This window comes from Bombiscardovia coagulans, from assembly GCF_002259585.1.
GTDB lineage: Bacteria > Actinomycetota > Actinomycetes > Actinomycetales > Bifidobacteriaceae > Bombiscardovia > Bombiscardovia coagulans.
On the sequence record NZ_MWWS01000004.1, the window covers coordinates 523,637 to 546,703 of the forward strand.

21 protein-coding genes are annotated in these 23,067 nt (G+C 48.6%); 11 read left to right on the forward strand and 10 right to left on the reverse strand.

From position 1 onward, the window contains the following. The first annotated feature begins 67 nt into the window (after window positions 1–67). A complete protein-coding gene (rpiA, locus tag BOCO_RS03980) occupies window positions 68–766 on the forward strand; it encodes a ribose-5-phosphate isomerase RpiA (protein ID WP_094722771.1) in 699 nt (232 codons plus the stop codon). Between the two features lie 628 nt (window positions 767–1,394). Here rpiA and BOCO_RS03985 read toward each other — a convergent pair. Beyond that, window positions 1,395–1,484, reverse strand: coding sequence for a 30S ribosomal protein bS22 (locus BOCO_RS03985; RefSeq protein WP_003817716.1), 90 nt, complete (start codon window positions 1,482–1,484; stop codon window positions 1,395–1,397). A 71-nt stretch (window positions 1,485–1,555) separates the two neighbouring features. Further along, a complete protein-coding gene (locus BOCO_RS03990) occupies window positions 1,556–2,206 on the reverse strand; it encodes a hypothetical protein (protein WP_211278679.1) in 651 nt (216 codons plus the stop codon). 151 nt (window positions 2,207–2,357) lie between these two features. On the opposite strand from BOCO_RS03990, the gene radA reads away from it, so the two are divergent. The 7 genes from radA to BOCO_RS04025 all read left to right on the forward strand — a co-directional run bounded on the left by radA (window position 2,358) and on the right by BOCO_RS04025 (window position 10,174). Further along, window positions 2,358–3,758, forward strand: a complete 1,401-nt coding sequence (radA, locus tag BOCO_RS03995) for a DNA repair protein RadA (RefSeq protein ID WP_094722960.1) — start codon at window positions 2,358–2,360, stop codon at window positions 3,756–3,758. 93 nt (window positions 3,759–3,851) lie between these two features. Further along, entirely contained in the window at window positions 3,852–5,363 is a 1,512-nt protein-coding gene (locus BOCO_RS04000) for an adenosylhomocysteinase (protein ID WP_094722772.1), read from the forward strand. Between the two features lie 60 nt (window positions 5,364–5,423). Next, window positions 5,424–6,836: an amidohydrolase family protein gene (locus BOCO_RS04005; RefSeq protein ID WP_420835392.1), complete on the forward strand. Its 1,413-nt coding sequence runs from the start codon at window positions 5,424–5,426 to the stop codon at window positions 6,834–6,836. A gap of 53 nt (window positions 6,837–6,889) precedes the next feature. Continuing rightward, complete coding sequence (locus BOCO_RS04010) at window positions 6,890–7,369, forward strand: cupin domain-containing protein (RefSeq protein ID WP_094722773.1); 480 nt, start codon at window positions 6,890–6,892, stop codon at window positions 7,367–7,369. A gap of 247 nt (window positions 7,370–7,616) precedes the next feature. Then, window positions 7,617–8,477, forward strand: coding sequence for an ABC transporter substrate-binding protein (locus BOCO_RS04015; protein WP_094722774.1), 861 nt, complete (start codon window positions 7,617–7,619; stop codon window positions 8,475–8,477). Window positions 8,478–8,516: 39 nt separating this feature from the next. Further along, the gene (locus BOCO_RS04020; protein WP_094722775.1) at window positions 8,517–9,374 is read left to right on the forward strand and encodes an amino acid ABC transporter permease; all 858 of its coding nucleotides are present in this window, start codon (window positions 8,517–8,519) and stop codon (window positions 9,372–9,374) included. A gap of 29 nt (window positions 9,375–9,403) precedes the next feature. Continuing rightward, the gene (locus tag BOCO_RS04025) at window positions 9,404–10,174 is read left to right on the forward strand and encodes an amino acid ABC transporter ATP-binding protein (protein ID WP_094722962.1); all 771 of its coding nucleotides are present in this window, start codon (window positions 9,404–9,406) and stop codon (window positions 10,172–10,174) included. A gap of 76 nt (window positions 10,175–10,250) precedes the next feature. On the opposite strand, the gene ribF is transcribed toward BOCO_RS04025, so the two are convergent. The 5 genes from ribF to nusA form a co-directional block, all read right to left on the reverse strand. Next, window positions 10,251–11,504, reverse strand: coding sequence for a bifunctional riboflavin kinase/FMN adenylyltransferase (gene ribF, locus BOCO_RS04030; RefSeq protein WP_094722776.1), 1,254 nt, complete (start codon window positions 11,502–11,504; stop codon window positions 10,251–10,253). Beyond that, the gene (gene truB / locus BOCO_RS04035; protein WP_094722777.1) at window positions 11,501–12,559 is read right to left on the reverse strand and encodes a tRNA pseudouridine(55) synthase TruB; all 1,059 of its coding nucleotides are present in this window, start codon (window positions 12,557–12,559) and stop codon (window positions 11,501–11,503) included. Before truB ends, ribF begins: the two co-directional genes overlap by 4 nt. Window positions 12,560–12,630: 71 nt before the next feature. Beyond that, window positions 12,631–13,167 carry a 30S ribosome-binding factor RbfA gene (gene rbfA / locus BOCO_RS04040; protein WP_094722778.1) on the reverse strand — a complete coding sequence of 179 codons (537 nt, stop codon included), beginning with the start codon at window positions 13,165–13,167 and terminating at the stop codon, window positions 12,631–12,633. Window positions 13,168–13,215: 48 nt separating this feature from the next. Further along, complete coding sequence (gene infB, locus BOCO_RS04045; protein WP_094722779.1) at window positions 13,216–16,107, reverse strand: translation initiation factor IF-2; 2,892 nt, start codon at window positions 16,105–16,107, stop codon at window positions 13,216–13,218. Between the two features lie 223 nt (window positions 16,108–16,330). Continuing rightward, window positions 16,331–17,479 carry a transcription termination factor NusA gene (nusA, locus tag BOCO_RS04050; protein WP_094722780.1) on the reverse strand — a complete coding sequence of 383 codons (1,149 nt, stop codon included), beginning with the start codon at window positions 17,477–17,479 and terminating at the stop codon, window positions 16,331–16,333. Between the two features lie 101 nt (window positions 17,480–17,580). Here nusA and BOCO_RS04055 point away from each other — a divergent pair, with 101 nt between their 5' ends. From BOCO_RS04055 to BOCO_RS04065, 3 genes are all read left to right on the forward strand, one after another. Then, entirely contained in the window at window positions 17,581–18,462 is an 882-nt protein-coding gene (locus tag BOCO_RS04055) for a hypothetical protein (RefSeq protein ID WP_094722781.1), read from the forward strand. Window positions 18,463–18,791: 329 nt separating this feature from the next. After that, on the forward strand, window positions 18,792–19,841 hold the full coding sequence (locus tag BOCO_RS04060; protein ID WP_094722782.1) for an SPFH domain-containing protein: 1,050 nt from the start codon (window positions 18,792–18,794) through the stop codon (window positions 19,839–19,841). An 82-nt stretch (window positions 19,842–19,923) separates the two neighbouring features. Then, on the forward strand, window positions 19,924–20,127 hold the full coding sequence (locus BOCO_RS04065; protein WP_094722783.1) for a type II toxin-antitoxin system antitoxin: 204 nt from the start codon (window positions 19,924–19,926) through the stop codon (window positions 20,125–20,127). A 127-nt stretch (window positions 20,128–20,254) separates the two neighbouring features. On the opposite strand, the gene BOCO_RS04070 is transcribed toward BOCO_RS04065, so the two are convergent. From BOCO_RS04070 to BOCO_RS04080, 3 genes are all read right to left on the reverse strand, one after another. Further along, complete coding sequence (locus tag BOCO_RS04070; RefSeq protein WP_094722784.1) at window positions 20,255–21,154, reverse strand: ribokinase; 900 nt, start codon at window positions 21,152–21,154, stop codon at window positions 20,255–20,257. Between the two features lie 144 nt (window positions 21,155–21,298). Further along, complete coding sequence (gene rpe, locus BOCO_RS04075; RefSeq protein WP_094722785.1) at window positions 21,299–21,976, reverse strand: ribulose-phosphate 3-epimerase; 678 nt, start codon at window positions 21,974–21,976, stop codon at window positions 21,299–21,301. Continuing rightward, on the reverse strand, window positions 21,977–22,984 hold the full coding sequence (locus BOCO_RS04080; protein WP_094722786.1) for a LacI family DNA-binding transcriptional regulator: 1,008 nt from the start codon (window positions 22,982–22,984) through the stop codon (window positions 21,977–21,979). Window positions 22,985–23,067: the final 83 nt, after the last annotated feature.

Below are 23,067 nucleotides of genomic sequence, written 5' to 3' on the forward strand. Positions count from 1 at the left end.
CCCTCGCGTACTATAGATACAATGCATAAAGCGCCCTTTTAATCCGGTGCTCATAAAGGAGATGTTGATGGACAAGTCACAGCAAGATGCTTTAAAAAAAGCCGCTGGTATTGAAGCTGCAAAACTAGTGACAGACGGCATGATAGCTGGATTAGGCACTGGCTCAACCGTGCGCTTCTTAGTCGATGAGTTAGGACGTAGAGTTCAAGAGGAAGGCCTCAACTTTATCGGTGTTACTACATCGCGCCGCACTCAAGAACAAGCCGAAAGCTACGGCATCAAAATTGTAGATGTTGACGACGTTGACCATATTGATGTCACTATTGATGGCGCAGATGAAGTTGATAAGGATTTCAACGGCATTAAAGGTGGTGGCGCTGCCCTACTTTGGGAAAAAATCGTAGCCACGAATTCCAACAAGATTGTATGGATCGTAGATGAATCCAAGGTAGTAGACACCATAGGCAAGTTCCCCTTGCCAGTCGAGGTTATACCATTCGGCGCTGGACATGTCATCAAGCACTTTGAAGACCGCGGCTATCAGCCAGTTCTACGGTTAGATAAAGACGGGAAGCCTGTACGCACAGACGAAAACAACTATGTAGTCGACCTCCATATGGAGCGTATCGAGCATCCTCAGGATCTGGCTGAAGACCTCATCAATACCGTAGGCGTAGTCGAGCACGGTCTTTTCCTGAACATGGTGGACACTGTCATCGTCGGAGACCCCCACGGCCCACGTGTAATGACAAACTCCAACAAGTAACCTACCAACTGTTGCCCTACTGATGCCCTAACACACAACTTTGTGCGTTAGGGCATCAGTATTTATAATCCAAAACAATATCTTGCTTACAGTTGTCTGTTTTGCATCCATAGTCATCCTGACTTCATAGCTGACAAGAAGAATCAGCAGAGCCACTACCAATATGAGGATACATGGCCTAACACTCAAATCTTTCCAGGAGTCAGCAATCAAGCAGCCTATGATCATGACTACAACTGTTACAGCGCAAAAGATTCCAGCAAGCAAGGACGTCCATGCGCACTTACGGTACACATATTCCCAAGTTTTATCTGAGGCCAGTATCTGATCATTGGTCTACCCAGCGAAGACCGTGAGTTTCTGCTTAACGTATCCTACTTAATAAGAACATAGATACGTGTCAATAGAAGGGTATCCGTCCCCCATAATAAGGTTCAGCACAGCAACTGTCGTGCAACACCCTAGACCATGAACTCATCGTGGTTGGCTCAAGACAAAGAAGTAAATAAGTTGTAGCAGGTGAAAGGATTACCATAACAGAGAACCCCTCCTGCTGTCATGGAAGGATGCGCTTCCACGAAAACAGGAGGGGCTCTCGGCTTATTTCAGCCTCAAGTCTGTACTAGGACTACTTGCGCTGGTGACGAGTCTTCCGCAGCATTTTGCGGTGCTTTTTCTTGCTCATACGCTTGCGGCGCTTCTTGATGACAGAACCCATCCGAGCCTCCGTTCCTTCTAGAAAGATAGTAAGTGTGCAACCCGCCTAATAATACACCGCTTACGCGACCTTTACAGAGGAAAGTCCTTATAGAAGCTTTCCACTGCAGCAGTTGGCCCCTCGAGCCGGAAAACCACTGTTGCGTTGCGCCAAAGAATTATAGCTTTTTTAGTATCGGCCGTATCAGTCTTTTCGACATATGATCCTGACTCCTTGCCTGAAACTTTCACCTTACCCGAAGCCAACTCTTTACCTGCAAGCGACGATAGGAGGGAACTGTATTGCTTGTTGGCGTCATCATCTTGACTCCACTGAGCCACATGTAGCGTTACATCCTTAGTAGCGGCACCAGTAGAGTATGACATCGAGTACTCCTCTAAAGGTGAAGAAGCTGTCCAATCTCCAGCCGACTCTAGATTGATACGAACATGAGAACCAACAGTGTCAGGCATAGCTTTCATCAAATCTGTCGCACCCTGAGGCAAAGGTTGTGCCTTAATAGTGGGCTTGGTTGCAGGCCTACTAGGATGTGCACTGCCACCCGATTCTGGTGCTGCCTGTGAAGATACTCCACTCTTGGTTGCCCAGTGCGGCCACACAAAAGCAGAGAAGAGGGTAAGAATCACAACGACGGCTATGGCAATAACCACTGTCAACCGGCGGCGTCGGACGACGACGGACTGACTACTCTGCTCGAAAAGATTCAACTTGTTGTCAGGCATACTTCGATTCTCTCACAAAGGCTGTGAAGTGCCTGCAAAAAGCAGCAGTAAAACTGTAACAACTATAACAATTCACCACATATCGTGCACTGATACTATGAGAACAGACAGCATACTCCTCTTGTCCTTCAAAGCCGATAGCGTCACCAGTATGGCAAAAAGTTCTACGCAGTATGTCTGCACCGAATGTGGTTGGACCGGTGCCAAGTGGTTTGGACGATGCCCTGAATGTGGACAGTGGGGCACTGTTGAAGAGTTCCACCAAGCAAGGCCATCCAAGCGCTCTGCTGGAAGCTCTGGATCAGGCAGAACTCAGCCAAGTCTTCTTTCAGCAGAAGCTCAGGCTCAGCCAATCACGCAAGTTGGCATGGAAACCACAAACCGTCTAAGCACTGGATTTGAAGAATTTGACCGCGTTTTAGGAGGCGGCATAGTTCCAGGATCGGTGATTTTGATAGCAGGAGAACCAGGCATAGGCAAATCCACGCTACTCTTGGAAACTGCTGGCAATATTGCAAAGAACTCTACCAAGAACGTACTCTACATTTCAGGCGAAGAGTCCCAGGCTCAAATACGCATGCGAGCATCCCGGGTAGGAGCAGTTCACGAATCCCTCCTACTAGCTGCAACGACTGACTTAGGAACATGTTTAAGTCTCATTGAAGCAAATAAACCTGAGTTAGCTATCGTAGATTCTGCACAAACTATCACTTCACAAGATGTCGATGGCATATCAGGCGGTTCAACGCAAGTCCGTGAAGTAGCTTCTGCCCTTATTGACGTGGCAAAGACTCACGATATCCCTATCATGTTGGTTGGTCACGTCACTAAAGACGGCGCTATAGCAGGGCCGCGTACCTTAGAACATCTCGTAGATGTAGTCTGCCAATTCGAAGGTGACTCACAGACAGCTTTGCGCATGCTACATGCAGCCAAGAATCGGTTCGGCCCCACAGACGAGATGGGATGTTTCGATATGAGTGGCCAAGGAATAGAAGAAGTCACAAACCCCGCAGGCCTTTTCTTGTCCACCTCCGAAGCGCCAGTAGAAGGCACCTGTGTTACGTTTACTGTAGATGGTCATCGCAGCTTGCCTATAGAGATACAAGCACTCGTAACGAATTCAGTTTTACCAACACCCCGGCGCAATACTAACGGGATTGATGCTAACCGCTTGGCTATGCTAGCTGCGGTCCTCTACCGACACGGGCGAGTTAACCTGCTGACCAAAGATTTATATGTCTCAACCATTGCAGGTGGTTTAGCAAAGGAACCTGGCAGTGATTTGGCTATTGTCGCAGCTTTAGCTTCAGCAGCATCCTCAAAACCGATAGACAAAACGGTCTGTGCGATGGGAGAGATTTCTCTGACTGGACAAGTCCGTCCTGTGCCCCAGCTAGCCCACCGTATGAGCGAGGCAGCGCGCCTAGGGTTCACCCGAGCTGTTGTACCAGCCCACCGTAGTGATCAACGCATTAAGGCTGTGCCCGGTTTAAAAGTAATTGAAGTGTCTTCTCTTGCAAGTGCTTTGGACGCCTTGCAATTGCGTTAGATTTTAATATGCTGCAAAACACTCCATTTGTAAACAGCTCAGTGTATAAACAGGAGTATCACCGGTACATACCACTTCAGGAGGCTGAATGGCATGAGCCAACAGCATATATCTCACAGCGACGCTTCAGCCAATGCCACCTCATGTGACTTCGCAACGTGGGCTCGTGACTACTCGCAGCACACCAATCGTTCCCTAGCAGGATCCCGGTTCATCCTAACCAAAACGCTCAATTCAGGTTCGACAGGCTGTGCTTTCGAACAGGTAGCTCAAGAGTGGGGTATGAATATTGTACAAGCTGACAGCCCTGAAGACCATAACAATTTCACAGCACACGTTGAGTCCACTGCCGTAGAACCTGATTTGCGAACCAGCTCAGGAAAACAAGCTATGGACTTGGCTCAGCAACACATGCCAGTTTTAAAGAAACTTGTAGACCAACTTAGCCACGAGCACGACATGAGGCAGCTAAGGGTGGCCATGTGCCTTATTCTAGAGCCCAAAACCGCAATCCTGGCCCGCCTCCTAGTTCAAGCAGGTGCGCAAGTAGGTATTTATAGCGGACCAGAAACTCTAAATACTCGTGTGGCTCAGCAACTTGAATCAGAGGGTGTTACAGTCTATGCAAATCCTGCTTGGAATCCAGAGGAAGCAAAACAAGCTGCGCTAACGTTACTCGATACCCTCAAGCCGAATCTCATCATCGACGACGGCGCATCGTTTGCCCGCTTAGCTGCCCGTGAGCGCCCAGAATTGGCAGCAACGCTTATTGGGGTTGCAGAAGAGACCACATCTGGTGTACGCGCTTTCGATGCTATGGAAATTGACCAGGTTTTACCTTTTCCTGTAGTAGCAGTTAATGACAGCCTCATGAAAACTGGATTCGACAATGCACACGGTACCGGCGAAACCTGCATCACGACCATACAGCAACTGCTGGGCGCACACTGTTTCCAAGATACAGCTCTAACAGTTATCGGGTTCGGCCCCGTAGGCCGCGGATTTGCCCGGCGAGCACGAACGTTAGGAGCACAAGTAACCATCTGTGACACAGATCCTAGAGCATGCTTACAAGCTGTATTTGAAGGATTTCCAACACGAGACCTCAAGGATACTCTGCCCGCTGCTGACATGGTTATCTCAGCTACCGGTGTGTACCACACTGTCAATCTGACTCATATGCACAGTATGCGCGATGGGACTATCCTTGGCGTCATCGGAGGCATGGCAAATGAGATAGCACTGGATAACATACCTCAAAAATGTTCCCAAATGAACGAACCCGTCAGCGAATTGCATATACCCCACGGCCCTCATCTCACCTTGCTGGCAGGAGGCAATGGCATCAATTACACTGCTGGCGGAGGTAACCCTATCGAGATAATGGACTTGAGTTTTGCTGTACAAGTTGCGGCCCTCAAATGGCTGTTAGAGAACTACCGCACGCTAGACAAGAAAGTCTACCGTCTGCCTGACCTGGTAGATCAACAAATAGCCTTGGCTGCACTCTCATCTCGCGGCTATGAAATAAGCCACAGTGAAGACAACACCAGTAATAACTGGCAAGTTACACGCTTCGACCAACCTAACGGTACACAATACTAAACCGTTCACCGCGAACCAGTAACAGTAATCATTCACAGCACAGGAGGGGCGACATCCAAGATGAGCATGAACACGCAACCTAACCCATCACAACCGACGCTCAACCATGCCGCCCTCACCGATGTCAGCATTTACTCAGCTCGTCTAGTCATTCCCGTAACAGCACCCGTCATCGTTAACGGTTCCGTAGCTGTGAGCGGCAGGCGGGTAATTCACGTAGGAACAAGGAATTGGGTACGGCAAGAACTGTCTGACGAACTGGCCCAGGGCGCTCATGTACGTGAGTATTACTGGGATGGAATCCTCATGCCTGGTTTAGTCAACGCCCACACCCATTTGCAATACACTGGTATGGCAGCTGTCGGGAAAGGCAATTATGACGATTTCCACGCTTGGGAGACAGCTTTCAATGATATATATGATGACGATACTGTCTCTCATGACTGGCAGCACTGGGCAAAACTAGGCGCTAGGCAGATGGTCGAATCTGGTACTACTGCGGCAGCAGATATCGTTACTGACGCAGAAGCAGCCATAGCACTTACTTCCCAGCATCTGCATGGGATTTCATACTGGGAAGTCATGGGATGGAACAACGAAGATTGGGAACACAGGGGATTATCCCAACTTAATGCGGATCTCAACTATCTGAAAAATGAGCATGTGAATGCAATCGGTATCAGCCCCCACGCACCGTACACACTCGACTCTGAACCCTTTGTGGACCTACCAAGCATAGCCAGGATGCTCAATATGCGGTTACACATCCATCTAGCTGAAACTCCATTGGAAGCATCTGCAAATCCTCCCGTACTATCTACATATTCTTCGCCCGAGTGGCAAAACCAGTACTGGACCAGCTATCGTGACTTAAAAAACCAAGGCCGACGGGCTTCAGCCATTCAATTCATGGATTTACTTGGTTCGCTCGGACCTGATGTTCACATCGCTCACGGTGTTTGGGCAAATGAGGAAGACCGCCGTATTTTGCGTCAGCGACAGGTATATGTGGCCCTCTGCCCTCGCTCAAATCGAATCACTAACACCGGTCGCGATGCCCCAGTTCGCGAATATCTCGAAGAAGGCAATGCTTTGTCCATCGGAACTGATTCTCTTTCCAGCTCCCCCAGTTTAGATGTGATGGACGAATGCGTTGCCCTTTACGATCTGGCCCGCTCCCAGGGTTACCAAAGACCCGACCTCTCTCACCGGTTGATTCACATGGCCACCCTAGGAGGAGCGGCGTCTATGGGCATGCATGTAGGAATGAACCGTATCGGCCAGCTTAATTCAGGCGCTCTTGCTGATCTTGCTTTCTTTGACATACCAGTAAAATCGAGGAGCCCACAAGAACTCGAAGAAACGTTCGATAATCTCGTCCGATACGGTGGTGGCACAAATCGAGCTACCGTTATTTCTGGATCACTAGTCTATGGGCAAGATACGCTAGATACTGAAGACAGCATCGCGTGAAGAAATGTTGATACAAGACTTTGTGCCAACCACAGTAACCAAAAGGAGAAAAAATGAGCCTACCTCTTAGCGATATGAGCCCCTTCGCCCAGTCACTGGTGGAACGACTGCACCTAGAGCCCCATCCCGAAGGAGGCTGGTACGATTCAACTTGGCGAAGCAGCCACATTGATCAAGTTTCAGATCGACCACTGGCTTCTCTGATTTACTTCCTGCTGGCCGAAGGCGATGCTAGCGCCTGGCACAAGGTTGATGCAGATGAAATTTGGCTCTGGCACGGACCAGCACCAGTCCTCCTTGAACTGGGCGGCTACGGGGACGCTCCCAGCGAAGATCCCTCCCAGCGCAAACAAATTACCTTAGGCGCCCAACTCACCAATGGTGGCAGCCAGGATGCAGACACGGAGCCTGTGGGACAGCTGTTAGTGCCCAAGGGCTGCTGGCAGCGCACCCTACCAGGTCAGGGCGATGCTTTGGTCTCATGCGTCGTAAGCCCTGGTTTCACTTTTGATGGTTTTACACTTCAAGACTGAGCCACTGAGGGCAGGTACATGCGATGTTGAACGCATCCAAGTACTGCCCTCAATAAAGCACAATTTGTACAAGATGTGTACCTGTCATATGGGATAACCCGGTGACATCTAATTATTTGCACCCTGTTTTACCAAGATTTGTAGCCTACCTCCTTTAAAATAAAAGTGAGTCAGTTATTGGGGCTGATTCATCAACCCATCCATCTTCAACGCATAACATTCAAATAATGCACTAGGAGTTCCGGGTATGACACTCATGAGCAAAAATAACATTATCCGCATGGTTGCAGCATCACTGAGTACACTACTGCTCATAGCAGGGTCTGGATGTGGGTCTTCTGCTACTTCTTCAGAGTCTTCTCAAGCACAGTCCATCACTGAAGAAACACTCGTTCCTGGTACGCTAACTATCGCAACTGGCGAACCGGCATATGCTCCTTATGTTATCGACAACAAGCCTGAAAGCGGCAAAGGCTTCGAATCTGCTGTGGCCTATGCGGTAGCAGAAAAGATGGGATTTACCAAAGATCATGTTAAGTGGACCCGCACCACTTTCGACGCAGCGATTGCGCCGGGCACCAAAGACTATGACATGAACATTCAACAGTTCTCAATTACTCCAGAGCGTAAAAAGGCAGTGGACTTCACCCCTGCATACTATAACTCCACACAATCGGTTCTCATCAAAAGTGATTCAAAGTATGCCAACGCCAAAAGCTTGAATGAAATCAAATCCGGCAGTATTGGCGCCATGGTAGGTTCAACTTCCTATACCTTTGCCAAGAGCAAGATCAAAGATGATATACAGACCTTCAACGATAACGTATCTTTAGCGCAAGCTCTTGATTCCAAACAGGTTGACGCTATTGTTTTTGATACACCGGCAGCTGTTCAAGCTATCCAGTCAGGACAGATCAAGGACGGTAAGATACTCGGTCAGATTGAGGGTTCTACCGATCCTGAAGGTGCAGGCATTGTGCTGCCTAAAGATTCAAAACTCACCAAGGCCGCATCCAAAGCTGTGACGGACTTAACCAAGGACGGCACAATGAAAAAACTTCAAGAGACTTGGCTGAAAGAATACAACGACATCCCCGTACTCAAATAGTCAACTCCACAACCGAATAATGAAAGAGCTTTATTGAGTATGTCGTCAGCAGATCAGATACAAGTCTCGTCCGTACAACGCGAGAGAGAAGCGTATCAGCGCAAACAAAATCTCAAGTCAGTAGCGACATCGGTAATTTCTACAATTGTTTTTGCTTTCCTTGTTGCGGTTGGTTTACAGCTATCGCCAGGCTGGCCCAAGGTAAAGGAATCTTTCTTTTCGGGCCAGTACTTCGTTCAAGCCTTCCCTAAGGTACTTCAAGGACTTTGGCTCAATGTGCAAGTGCTGTTCTTTGCCGTTATTGGCGTGGCAATCTTAGGAACGCTCTTAGCTGTAATTCGCACCAGCAAATCAGCTTTCCTTTTTCCGCTGCGGGTGCTAGCTCAACTTTATACCACAATCATGCGTGGCATACCCATGATTGTGGTATTGTATTTGATCGGTTTTGGCATTCCTGGTTTGGGCATTTTTGGTCGGATTCCAGCCGCTTTCTTAGGCACGGTTGCGGTTATCCTCTCCTACTCAGCCTATATTGCTGAGGTCTTGCGGGCTGGCTTCCAAGACGTGCACCCATCCCAGCGTGCATCAGCACGTTCTCTTGGCTTGACTTCTGGTCAGACGATGCGTCTAGTTGTCATCCCTCAAGCCTTACGTAAAGTGGCACCAGCCCTCATGAACGATTTTATTTCCATGCAAAAAGATGTTGGATTGATTTCAGTTTTGGGTGCGGTAGACGCGGTAAGAGCGGCTCAAATCGTAGTCGCTTCTTCATACAATTTTACCCCGTATGTAGTCGCATCAGTCCTCTTCATTGCCACTTCTGTACCATTCATCTTGCTCAATGACTGGTATTCAGCACGCTTACGTCAGCGCGAGCAGAGCGGAGGTACAGTATGATCCAGCAAGAAACTCAGGAGAAAACGGCCATGAGTGAGTCTAAGCAAGCTGACTCCCAGCAACTACAAACCGTGCTTAGGCTGGATCAGGTACGTAAATCTTATGGTTCGAATGCAGTGTTACGAGGGATCTCTTTTCAAGTACGTGCTCATGAAACAGTTGCCCTTCTGGGACCTTCAGGTTCTGGAAAATCGACATTGATGAAATGTATCAATTTACTTGAAGAAGTCAATGATGGGCAAATATGGTTGGGAGACACAGACATTACGAACCCAACAGTCAATCGTGATCATTGTCGCTCCAGAATTGGGGTTGTTTTCCAGCAGTTTAACCTCTTCCCCCATATGAACGTGTTAAAAAACGTGACTTTGGGCGCTATTAAGGTTCATAACATGCCGAAAGATGAGGCCAATGACAAGGCACTGGAATTACTAGATCGAATTGGAATGAGAGCAAAGGCTAGCTCATACCCCGACCAGCTTTCTGGTGGTCAACAGCAGCGCGTCGCCATCGTACGTGCCCTCATGTGCGATCCAGAGCTTTTACTCCTCGACGAAATAACTTCTGCCTTAGACCCTATGCTGGTCGGCGAAGTCCTTGAAATGGTTGCCGAGTTAAAAACCAAGGGAACCACCATACTCATGGCCACTCACGAAATGTCATTTGCTCATGATGCTGCTGATCGCATAGTCTTGCTTTTAAACGGAAAAATTGCTGAAAATGGCAGCCCCCGAGAAGTAATGGACGAATCTCAGAACCCACAAACGATCGAATTTTTCAGCCATTTCCGCGGCATCTAAATGAGGTATTGTAAGAACCAACCACCCAGCTTATACACAAGTGACATAGTTGAATACGAGATAGCACAGAGGAAGGTCACCCTACAGATTCTTGCGCAATTCGTAAAGAATCAGCTGCATCTTGTGCAAGCTGTTTTACTAACGCATCAGCATCTGGATACTTCTTTTGGGGACGTAAATAGGACAAGAACTCGACCCTGACCCTGTGACCATACAAATCAAGCCAGTTATCTCCTGCTATAGCGTTGACTTCGAGAACCCGTTCGTACTGCTTCCCCTCACTGGCAAACGTTTCTTTAGTACCAATAGATATAGCAGCCGGCCACCGCCACACCGACCCCGAAGCCAGACGTACATCGTGCCCGGGATCAGCAGTCAAGGTCTGTGTATGGTTATCCGATTGAGACTGATTGTCTGAATCACTGTCTTGCCTTGGTTTTCCCAGATCGACGAGCCAACCTGCATACACTCCATCAACCGGCATATAACCTTCATGCTCTTGTGATACGTTAGCTGTTGGGTAGCCGAGTTCTCGCCCTCGCTTCTCACCATGCACGACCTCACCTTCAACCGCGTAAGTATGGCCTAAAACTGCATTGGCAGCATGTATTCGACCACTTGCCAGTAGGTAACGAACGTTGGAGGAGCTCCACATACGAACCTTTTTACAGGCATGAGCTTTAGTCCAAGCCCGCATCTCAGCTTTGCTCATCTCTACAAGAGGATCACTCGGTTCTCCTGGACCATCAGGTACTTGCTGATGAACAATTTGTGGTACCCATGTGTAGCCAGGACCAGCATCATCTACGATATCAAGTGTAAACACCCCAGTAGCTTGTGAAAGTTCCTCAACAGCCTGTACATTACCCGACCGTCCAGCTCCCATGGTTGCATCGCGACCTAGGACCAATGTACGCATGCCAAGCTTACCCACAAGAGTTCCTATGAAATACCGGAATGATTTGGCAGCAAAAGCTAAGTTGTAGCTGATAGACAGTACCCAATCAACCCCCAGTTGCTTCATGAGGCGAATTCTCTCCGAAGCAGCCATTAATTCATCTTCGTGGTTTCTAAGCTCTTGATCTGGCAGCTCAGCACCAGAATGAGACGCAGCATAGGAGTGTACCCTTTTAGGGCTCGGGTCAAACAGAATAACTACAGCAAAATCACCCTGTTGATGAGCTAATTGTACGACACGTTGTATCACTGCTTGATGCCCTCGGTGCATGCCATCGAAAACTCCTACAGTCACTACGCACTTTTTTGTTGTACTGAGGGTGGGCCAGTTCACAATACCACTTGCGTCTGGTTCAAGTCTGCTGATTTTCATCTGCTTCCTATCTGCTTACCACTAGCTTCTTGTATGGGCTTATTATAAGTAGGTTCAAAGGGAAATACTGCTGACGGCTTAGCTGTATCTTTACCACGGGGCTCCACAAGGGCGATAAGATGCTCTTCTTTGTCTTCTAAAGTCAGCACTGCTGCTGCCGGTTCCGTTAGTGGCAGGTTAAGAAATTGACCGTGTTCCAATGCTTGAGCTTGTTCAAGGCTGACAGGCAATGAAGGCATGGCCATCTTAGCCCCTTGAACGAGACTTATAGCACGAGCAAGTATTTGTGCACGGTCTTGATCTAAGATGGCCTTATTTTTGGTTTGATAGAGTCCTTCTCGGTCACGGAATGTGTGTGGCACCACATGTGCTGTAAGCACATGCTGAGACAGTGATACATTGCTTATATCAAAACGCCCTACCCGGGTACGCCGCAGATACGTAAGGTGACCACCAACACCTAGCTCACGGCCTAAGTCTCGACCTAAAGCACGAATATACGTGCCTGATGAGCAAGAAATACGAGCCTGGATATCAATAACTGCCTGACCATTGTCTGCAACGGTCCGTTTGAATCCAAGTAAACTGTATTCGCTAACGTTGATATTACGAGCCTTTAAAGCAACTACTTGCCCTTGTCTAGCCAGCTCATACGCACGCTTACCGTCCACTTTAATAGCTGAATATGCATTAGGTACTTGCTGGATATTCCCGGTGTAGTGGTTGGCGATTATATTCTCTACCTGACTTTGAGTCACTCGTTCTATTCGTTCCACCACTTGTGGAGGCGAAGGCAACACTGTGCCTTCAGCATCATCTGTCTGCGTTGCTTGGCCTAAGCGAATCGTGGTTTCATAAGTCTTGTCGTGGTCCACGATGACATTGAGAAGTCTCGTGGCCTGTCCAAATCCAATGATGAGAGCTCCGGTCGCCATTGGGTCTAAGGTCCCCGCATGCCCTACTTTTCGTATGCCCAGCTGAGCACGTACAGCAGCAACCAAGTCGTGGCTGGTTACTCCTTGAGGCTTGTCAATGACTAATATCCCGCTCTTCATGGATTCCGGTAATCGCTTTCTACAGAACAGGGGCCCGTACCAATATAAACGGTACCAGCCCCTGTTGCGGTTCAGATCAAGGAAGTAGCATCCTCATCAGGAATGTCAAACCTGTCGGCCATATCAAAACTGGTGTCTTGAACTTCACCTGTTTCACTGTCACCTGTTTCGTCTTCATCATGGCGATAAGGATCTGGATCACCTGCATACTGCGCATGAGCACGTGCTTTTTGTAACTCTTCATCGCGCTTTTGCGCCACTGTAAGCACATCTTCGATTTCATTAGCCTGTGATGGAACCTCATCGTAGATGAATCGCAAAGCAGGTGTTAGTCGCAGGCCAGCTTTGGCACCCACAAGTGAACGTAAACGCCCCGTAGCCTGGCGAAGTGCCTGCTGAGCCCGCTTACGTTCACCTTCCTCATGTCCTGGTTTACCGATTTGTGTCCAATACACCTTAGCCAGCTGCATGTCATTGGTAACACGGACTTCGGTAATGGTCACCCCATTAAGGCGTTTATCATGCATGTGGGTTTCAAGGGACGAAGCGATGACCCGCTGAATCAGTGATGCTATTCTCACAGCTCTTGGATTTGTGCCAGAGGCCACCGCTTACTCCTTCTTGTTCTTGTGCATTGCTTGTTCACACGCACTTGCTTACTTGCGTTCAACTTCACGCATTTCAAATGTCTCGATGATATCGCCGAGCTGAATGTCATTGAAGTCACCCAAGTTAATACCTGCCTCGTAGCCCTCAGAGACCTCGGTAACGTCGTCCTTGAAACGACGCAAGGTGGAAATCTCCAGATCGTTGATGGTCACAACACCGTTGCGAGAGATACGAGCCTTGGTGCCGCGCTTGACTGTACCGTCTTGAACCATAACACCTGCGATGTTGCCAAACTTGGAAGAGCGGAAGATCTCGCGAATCTCTGAATGAGAGGTTGTAGTTTCCTCATATTCAGGCTTGAGCATGCCCTTCAAGGCGGCTTCGATGTCCTCGGTGGCCTGGTAGATAACGGAGTAGTACTTGATCTCTACCCCTTCTTTGTCTGCCAGCTCTTGGACCTGCCTGTTGGGTCGTACATTGAAGCCAATGATAACTGCCTTGTCGACGGTTGCTAGGTTGACATCGTTCTGGGTAATGGCGCCCACTCCGCGATGAATAACCTGGATGCCTACTTCGTCGGATACTTCTATCTTCATCAAGGCATCTTCCAGTGCTTCCACAGAACCAGAAGACTCACCCTTGATAACGATATTGAGCATATCCACTTCGGACTTGGCAAACTGCTCTTTGAGGCTTTCCAGAGAGACTATCTTACGACGCTTTGCCAATTGCGCTGCTCGAGCAGTTGCCTCACGCTTCTCAGCAATCTGACGGGCTGTACGATCATCTGGAGCCACTAAGAAGAGGTCACCAGCAGTTGGAACAGAAGTGAGACCAAGCACCTGTACAGGTGTCGATGGACCAGCTTCCTTCATGGCAGTGCCATTTTCGTCTAACATAGCACGAACACGACCGTATGCTGAACCAGCTACGATAGCGTCACCCACATGAAGCGTACCTTGTTGCACAAGGACGGTTGCAATCGCACCCCGCCCCTTATCCAAACGGGCTTCAACTGTGGCTCCACGACTATCCATCTTGGGGTTAGCACGCAAATCCAAATCCGCGTCCGCAGTCAGCAAGACAGCTTCTAGGAGCTTGTCCACATTTGTACCCATCTTGGCAGAAATATCAACGAACATGGTATCGCCGCCGTACTCTTCAGATACCAGGCCAAACTCGGTAAGCTGACCACGTACCTTGTCAGGGTTAGCGCCGTCCACATCAATCTTGTTGACAGCAACCACAATCGGCACATTGGCGGCCTTGGCATGGTTAATAGCTTCGACAGTCTGGGGCATCACACCATCATCCGCAGCCACAACCAAGATAGCCACATCAGTGAGTTCTGCACCTCGAGCACGCATTGCGGTGAACGCCTCGTGACCTGGTGTATCAAGGAAGGTGATCTTTCGTGGTTCACCTTCTAGCTCAACTGTCACTTGATAAGCGCCGATACGCTGAGTGATGCCACCAGCTTCGTGAGCGCTGGTATTGGTCTGACGAATCGTATCAAGCAACCGCGTCTTACCATGATCAACGTGGCCCATGACCGTAACGACAGGAGGTCTCGAGACCAAGTTACTTTCATCCTGATCCGCCTGCTCAGAATCTAGGTCGATGTCGAATTGCTGTAGAAGTTCTCGGTCTTCTTCCTCAGCCGATACGATCTTGATATTCCAACCAATCTCTTGGCCTAGAATCTCGAAAGTGGCCTCATCCAAAGATTGGGTTGCAGTAGCCATCTCTCCTAAATGGAAGAGCACCGTAACTAGGGCGGCAGGGTTGACATTAATCTTCTCTGCTAAATCAGAAAGTGTAGCTCCCTGACGCAATTTGATAGTTTGCCCGTTACCTGAAGGAATACGCACTCCGCCGATAACGGGTGCTTTCATCTCCTCGAATTCTTGCCTCTTGGCCATCCTGTTCTTACGAGCCTTGGAGGATTTACCCCCCTGGCGACCAAAAGCACCTGCGGCCCCACCGCGTCCGCGACCGCGACCTGAAGGACCAGAATTCTGGAAGCTTGCGCCTGTGCCCGCACCTGCACCTGGACCCGCACCAAAGCGATTACCACCGCCTTGACCAGGACGGGCTGAGCCTCCTGCCGGTGCCCCAGAACGGTTGTGTCCCCACTGATTGGGTCTACTGCTGCCTGCACCTGATCCTTGACCTGGGCGCCCGTTACGGAAGTGACCACGTCCGCCGCCATTGCCATTAGAGCCCGACTTCCGACCTTCACCTGCACCTGGCTTAGCCATTGGATGTGGGCGTGGAATATCACTAGGCATTGGGGCATGCATCCCCTGCTTGCGGCTGAATGGATTATTTCCGGGACGAGGAGTGGCAACACTTTTCCGAGCACCAGGCTTTACCGGCGAATGCGATCCTGGTTGAGCACCTGGGGTTGCTGGTTTAGGAGTCGGATTCTGGCGGCGCTGAGTCTGGTCGTTATGAGCACGAGCTGGCGCCGCAGGGCGTCCAGCACCTGGTTTCGCCTTGTTTTCTGACTTATGTTGCCCTGTAGGAACATGAGCCGAAGTTCGTGCTGGTGACTGTGGTGAAGGTTTGCGTGCATTATCGTTTACCTGTACTGTTTCAGGTTCAACTACAGCGCTCACTTCTTGTTTCTTCTGGGACACTGACCTTGCTGGTCCAGGCTTCACAGAACTCTTTTTTGCTGAACCCTTGCTCGGAGAAGCAGCATCTGTAGAGCCGGTTGAAGTGTGTCCAGATTTAGCTGGTTTTTCAGTAGTCCCTTGGCTAGATTCTTGCTGATCAGCCGAGGGAAAAGCAGTTTTTAAACGACGCACTACTGGCGCCTCTACCGTGGAAGAAGCTGACTTAACAAACTCTCCCATTTCTTTGAGCTTATTTAAGACAGTCTTGCTATCTACGCCAAGCTCCTTGGCTAATTCATACACGCGCGCTTTGGGCACTTATTTTCTCCTTACACCGACCGCGCGTATGGAGGCGCAGTCATCCCAGTTTGACGGTGAACATATCCTGTCTCATCGTGCGACCATGATTGTGTTACCTCGTCTCTTTTACAGCACCCGGGCAGCTTCAAGCTACACATGGCAGATGCTCTTTTAAGCATACTCGTCATTGCGGATGTTTCAGTCAGCTGCTTTCTCCCGAAGTGAAGCTTGCTGAAATGTCTTAATCCTGCTTCTCGATATCAGCAGTAGACTCTTGCTCAGAACTGCTTTCACATTCAGCGCTAGCCAGATCCGACTGAGATTGCTCACGTTCCATCCGAACCTGATTTTCAGCTTGCTGAATCTTCTCCTGAGCCTTGAGCTGTGCTTGATGCGTTTCTAACGATTCAATTCCGATTTTCCAACCAGTGAGCTTTGCTGCTAAACGAGCATTTTGTCCCTCCTTGCCTATAGCAAGAGAGAGCTGGGAATCACGAATGTAAGCTACAGCAGTTTGATTGCGTTCCGATACGATCTGCACTTCTCGCACAGCAGCGGGAGAAAGCGCTGCTCCAATGAAAGCAGCTGGATCTTCCGACCAATCAACAATATCAATTTTCTCGTTACCTAAGTTTTCCATGACTGCCCGCACACGAGCCCCATTAGGACCTATGAGAGCCCCCTTAGGATTGACACCTTTAGTGTTTGCCCTCACAGCGATCTTGGTCCGTGCTCCGGCCTCGCGAGCAATGCCCATAATGGAAACCGCTCCAGAATTAAGCTCAGGCACTTCCAATTCAAAGAGACGACGGACTAGCCCAGGATGAGAACGCGAGACCACAATCTCAGGTCCCTTGAAGCCACGAGAGACCGTAACCACGTACACGCGAATGCGCTGCCCGTGCCTATAACGTTCACCAGGCACTTGCTCACGTCTGGGTAATATAGCTTCTACATCTCCGACAGCAACATGTACGTTGCTTAAATCTGAGGCATCCTGCTGTACCACACCAGTAACAAGGTGCTCTTTTTGTCCTGCAAAAGCACCGAAAATACGCTGGTCTTCTGCTTTGCGGAAGAGATCACTAAGAACACCTCTTGCTGTAGATGCCGCTACACGACCAAAATCTTTCGGAGTATCGTCATACTCGGCACCCAGCATAGGACTCGGATGAGGATTATCTGGTGTGGGTTCCTGCGGGATTTCATCCTGAGCCCAGATAGTAAGTGCATTCGCTCGATTATCGAGTTCAACACGTGCATGCCTAGCCGCATGTGGGGTCTTTGAATATGCTAGGCGGAGGGCTTCAGAGAGAGCTTCCTCTAAGGTCTCGGCATCTATTCCTTGCTCTGCTGCTAACTGATGAATTTCAGCCAGATCCAATTCCATGTCAAGGCCCTCCTATGAAGTTATACGACTCAACAAAGCCATTCGGCTTAGGTCTACAATCCAAGCTATCGTAGCCTCTCATGCAGACACTTTTCAGGTTAATGACGCGCAGAAAAAGTCATATCCTAACCCGAACCATTGCTATGCTCCTATTAAGTGCGATAGCAGTATCCTTAGGTGGCTGCTCTCCCCTCATCTCAATTCAAGAAACAGACCCACCACAAGAACACGTCGAACTCAGCCTTTGTGACCAAGCTTGGACCAAAGCTCACAGAGCAGAACAATTCATGGCTGATCCCCTGTTCAGCAGAGCAGCAGGTTCCCGTACCATAGAACCTCTCGCGGCCAGCCATGCTTGGAGCGAGGTCGCCGTCAACTGTCCAACCCGACTTGAAGAGGCAGTCACGCGCTCAGCGTTAGCCTTAACCCAAGCCAATACACGGCAGGCAGTTACACAACCTTACGAAATGACAGCAGATGTCTTACCTAGCTTAGCGTCAACAGCCAGCGTCATGTCTGTTGACGAACTGGTAACAGCAGCTAAAGCTGAAGATGAGGCTGGATTTGCTACGACAGTCCTCGCGGGGCGCAACTCAAGTGCTTCAAATTTTCTTTTACAAACCGCAGATCATCACCATACAGCCGCTCAAACATTCGCATTAACACTCTCAGGGTCAAACGATCCTCGACAAGGAGTGTACTCGGTTGAAGAACTGTTACGAGCTCCCCAGGTAACTGTTGACCCTAGCACTCAGCTTCAGGCGCCCACTCCTGCAATTGTGGAAATCAATTGCGCACGGTCCCTACTAAAGGTTACCAACGATTTTTCCATTTCTCACGCCGCAGCTCATCAGTCCGGAGAAGGTAGGCTAAAAGCCGGACTGACAGCTTTAACACAATTAGCGATCGCACACGTCTATACTGCCTTCTTACTGGGTTATCCGACCTTCGATCAGGCCCTCTTTCAAAGTCTTAACCAGTAGTCAACGCCACCATCAGCCACCGATGTATCACACAATACTGACTGAGTATTTGTCCGACTGAATATTTGACTGACTGGATATTCGTCTATCTTGAGCGCTCATCTCCGAGCACAAGGCACATTGGGATGTTGCAGCAGTCACTCACAGACACAATTACAACTTACATATTCAAACAAAACACTCCTCCTTGAAAACTCGCTCTGATGCTCAGATTGACTAATAGAGACTGGAAGAAATCAATGTGATATCATTTATATATCAATGTAACAACAGTGAACTATGTAAGGACCAACTGCACAGATTACTGGAAAGCAAAGTAAGGAAGAGCAATGTCAGAACAAACAGCATTTACTCACATCAAGCCTCCTACTCAAGAAAAGATCGTTCATGCCGCTCACGGTTGGAAGGTGCTCCCGCTGCTTACACTTGGCTTTGTTGCCTCCATAGCACTCATCATTGCGGGAGGTTTGGTACTCAATAGCAACGAAGAAACTCACAATAGTACGTTCTTCTTAGGCCTGTGTGCGCTACTCCTTGGCATTGTGTGCGTCATTTGCACCTCCATTTCATATCTTGGCTTCTTTACCCTTGAGCCCAACGAAGCACGTGTACTCATCTTATTTGGCGAGTATAAGGGCACTGTACAGGAGACCGGCTTCTACTGGGGCAACCCATTTTATACTCGTTCACCCAAAAGCTCCATACAGGTAAACACCAAGACCACTAAAGATGACCACGAAGAAAACAATACAGAGAGCAACAAGGCAGTCAAATCACTCATCAGCCTAAGAGCTCGCACTCTCAATAGCTCCAAACTCAAAGTGAATGACAAAAACGGTAATCCCATCGAAATCGCGGCAGTCATCGTATGGAGGGTCATAGATACCGCCAAAGCAGTGTTTGATGTCGATGATTACGAACAATACGTACGAACCCAGTCAGAGACAGCACTACGCTATGTAGCTAGCTTATACGCTTACGATCACAATGCCGACAGTGACGATGCAAGCATTGACCAGATCACCTTACGCTCTAATATCAGCGAAATTTCAACGACCCTCAAAAATGAATTGGAAGAACGCCTGTCGGACGCTGGTATTCAGATCGATGATGCCCGCCTCAGTCATTTGGCTTACGCCCCAGAAATAGCTCAAGTCATGCTCCGCCGTCAACAAGCAGAGGCTATTATCGCAGCACGGACCAAGATTGTACAAGGAGCAGTATCTATGGTTGATATGGCTATAAAAGAACTCGAGGCAGACAACGTCGTTGAACTCGATAGCGAGCGCAAAGCCGCTATGGTATCCAACTTGATGGTTGTACTCTGCTCGGAAAACGACGCACAGCCAGTACTCAATACTGGTACTCTCTACAATTAAAATCTGAAGCAGGGGTTAATGGCAAGCACAGTAGACCCCTGCTTACCTAGTTCTATGAGACAGGCAGGCGAAAGGACAGTTGGTGACTGCGCGCAAACAATATCCACTCAGGATTGACCCTTCTTTATGGTCAGCTGTGGAACAATGGGCTGCCGACGATTTGCGCTCCATCAATGCTCAAATGGAATTTATTGTCCGTGACTCATTACGCCGAGCTGGTCGTCTACCCAAATCCAAACCCCCTCAATTTCACGATGATGTATCTCAACGCACACAGCATGAGTAACTGCCTTATAGTGAATGCTAATCCACTATCGCCGCAAACTGAAACGAACCTGTTTTATTGACAATAATAGGGGCATCACAACCACCCCCCCCCATAAGAAGAGTGAGAAGTGAAGCCCCCACCAAACTTAAGCCATGTCCGCTAAGACTGGGAAGGCATCGTGGTTGCCTATTTTACTCACTTTGATGGCCGCAGCCTTATTGGCAAAATTGACCGCATCCAAAAAGTTACCATGCTGTGAGTAATGTACTGCAAGCGCTCCAGCAAACACATCGCCAGCACAGACGCTATCCACAGCTTTTACCTTGACAGAGTCAATCTCGTAAATATCGTCTTCATGCAAGACCACACTGCCTTCACTACCGAGTTTTACAATCACGGTACTCGGCCCCATGTGATGAATAGCCTTTGCTGCTTTGATTGCTTCAACTTTATTAGTCACTTTGATACCAGTAATACGCTCGGTCTCTTGTTGGTTGGGAGTAACACAATCAGCATATGTTAGCGACTCTTCAAAAAACCCATCAGCGGGAGCTGGATCAAGAATAATATACATGCCCTTTTCCCTACCAGTACGTAGGGCAGCCATAACAGAATCTCGGCTTGTCTCCAATTGCATCAGCAACACTGGTGCTTCAATTTCTGAAAGCGAACGTACGACTTGATCTCCTTGTAGCGCAGCATTTGCCCCCAATGTACCGACCATTGTATTTTCTGAAGTCTGATCTATTTGTACAATAAAAGTGCCAGTTCCTTCGTCTGAGCTTTGTTTCACAAACTGTGTATCAACACCCCAAGAGTTCATATCATCCAGAAGCTGCTTACCAGCACCGTCAGCACCGACCATGCCCACCATAGCAACTTTTCCACCTAGTTTGGCAGCAGCGACTGCTTGATTCGAACCCTTGCCACCAGGCAGCATATTGATTCTTTTTGCCAATGCAGTCTGCCCACGTTCAGGATAGTTCAGAACGAGTGCCTTAACATCAAGATTAATAGACCCTAAAACTGCTACGTCATACTTCATTGTTAAATTCCTTATCTTGCATTACAACATAACTACATCCATCTGCCTCAGCCATTGAGGACACCGGATTGATACGGCTGACGATACTTCTTTGGTGACTACGTATTGTGTGTATAACTGCTCATCCAGCAACACACGAATTCATTACGACGCAGGCATGACCTGTGCAAAGAGAGCACGCATATGCTCTACATTGTCAGCAAGTGAAGCGTCAGAGCGAAAAATAGCACTCGTTCCACCAATGAACCGTGTCGCTCCCCTGCGAGCGCATTCTGGAACCGTTTGAGCACCAATATTGCCATCAACCTCAATTGGCGTATCTAAACCACACTCAGTGAGCCTCGTTTTGAGGTTAGATATTTTTCCGTACATCGATTCAATAAAGTGCTGTCCAGCAAATCCTGGATTGACAGTCATCAGTACTATGTAGTCTGTAACATCATAAAGATAATCAAGCACGTCAAGAGATGTTGCCGGACTGATTGCCAAACCTGCCTCTAGGCCTGCTGACCGAATAGCAGAAAGTGTGCCTTGCAGATTCGTCGTTGATTCTGCATGAACGGCAATACGATTAGCTCCGGCATCAGCAAACATCGACACATACCGCTCCGGACTGTTGACCATGAGATGCAGATCAAGAGGTTTTTGCGTAATTCCACGAACCCTCTTAACAATGTCTGGACCTAAGGTGAAGTTGGGAACAAATTCTCCATCCATAACATCAATATGATAAAAATCTACTCCCGCTTGATCGAGCTCTCTAACATCCCGTTCCAAATTGCCGAGGTCAGCGCACATAAGCGAGGGACCAATTTCAAACATTTACACTCCTTCAACGCTCCTTGCCTGAGACGTTTCCCGAATAACAAGGTGCGGTTCAATGACTTTTTTAATGGGTGCTCCGCCCGCGTCTACAGTCTCTTGGAACAAATCCAGAATGATACTTCCTATATCTTCTGGAAGCTGGTTCACTGTACTTAACCGCGGTACGCAGTATTGGCTGAGCTGGATATTGTCGTAGCCAATAATTCGCACATCCTCTGGGACTCTCAATCCAAGGTCAGCGCAAGCCCTTAAGGCCCCTAAGGCAATGGCATCGTCAGCGCAGACAATGCCGTTGACATCCTTGTGCTCCACAAGGTAAGCACTCACAACCTTGTAACCGTCCGCCACCGAAAAAGAAGCGTTCACCTTTGCCACAGCAGTTGCATTATGCTCAGTCACCGCCTGCAAGTATCCCGCATAACGATCAGATGAGCTCTTATCTTGCTCTGGACCGGACACGAATATCAATCTGTCACAATTACCATGTTCGATAAGATAAGCTGTGGCCTTATATGAACCACTCCGGTGGTTTACAGCCATCGCCGAATATGGGTGTGAGAACTGAGCCCTGTCGATAGTGAGTGTGGTAATACCCAACTGGTGCAAGCGATTCAAATCCTCTTCACTCACGAAGAGTGAATTGATAATTGCCCCACGAACCCGAATGCCTTCCATGAACTTTAAGTAGTACTCAACTCTAGAGCGATCATCTTCACTATCACACAAGTAAACGCGATATCCCTGAGCTTGCGCTGCTTGTTCAATGTGCTCAACCAATTCCGCAAAGAAAGGGTTGGTCAAGTTAGGCACTAGCACAGCTATTACATCAGATGACTGTTCTGAAAGAGTTTTTGCCACAAAGTTGGGCTCATATCCCAGATCATTGACTACTTTTTGAACTTTTTTTATGGTTGCATCGCTTGCACCCCCCTTACCGTTGATAATTCGAGAGACCGTAGCAATAGATACACCACTCATTTCAGCGATCTGTCTAATCGTTGTCATCAATCAACTCCATCTGTCAATACAGCTAAACAAGGGTTGCAGCTTTTCGTATTACTGCTTTTTCAGACTAAACCGGAGTAATG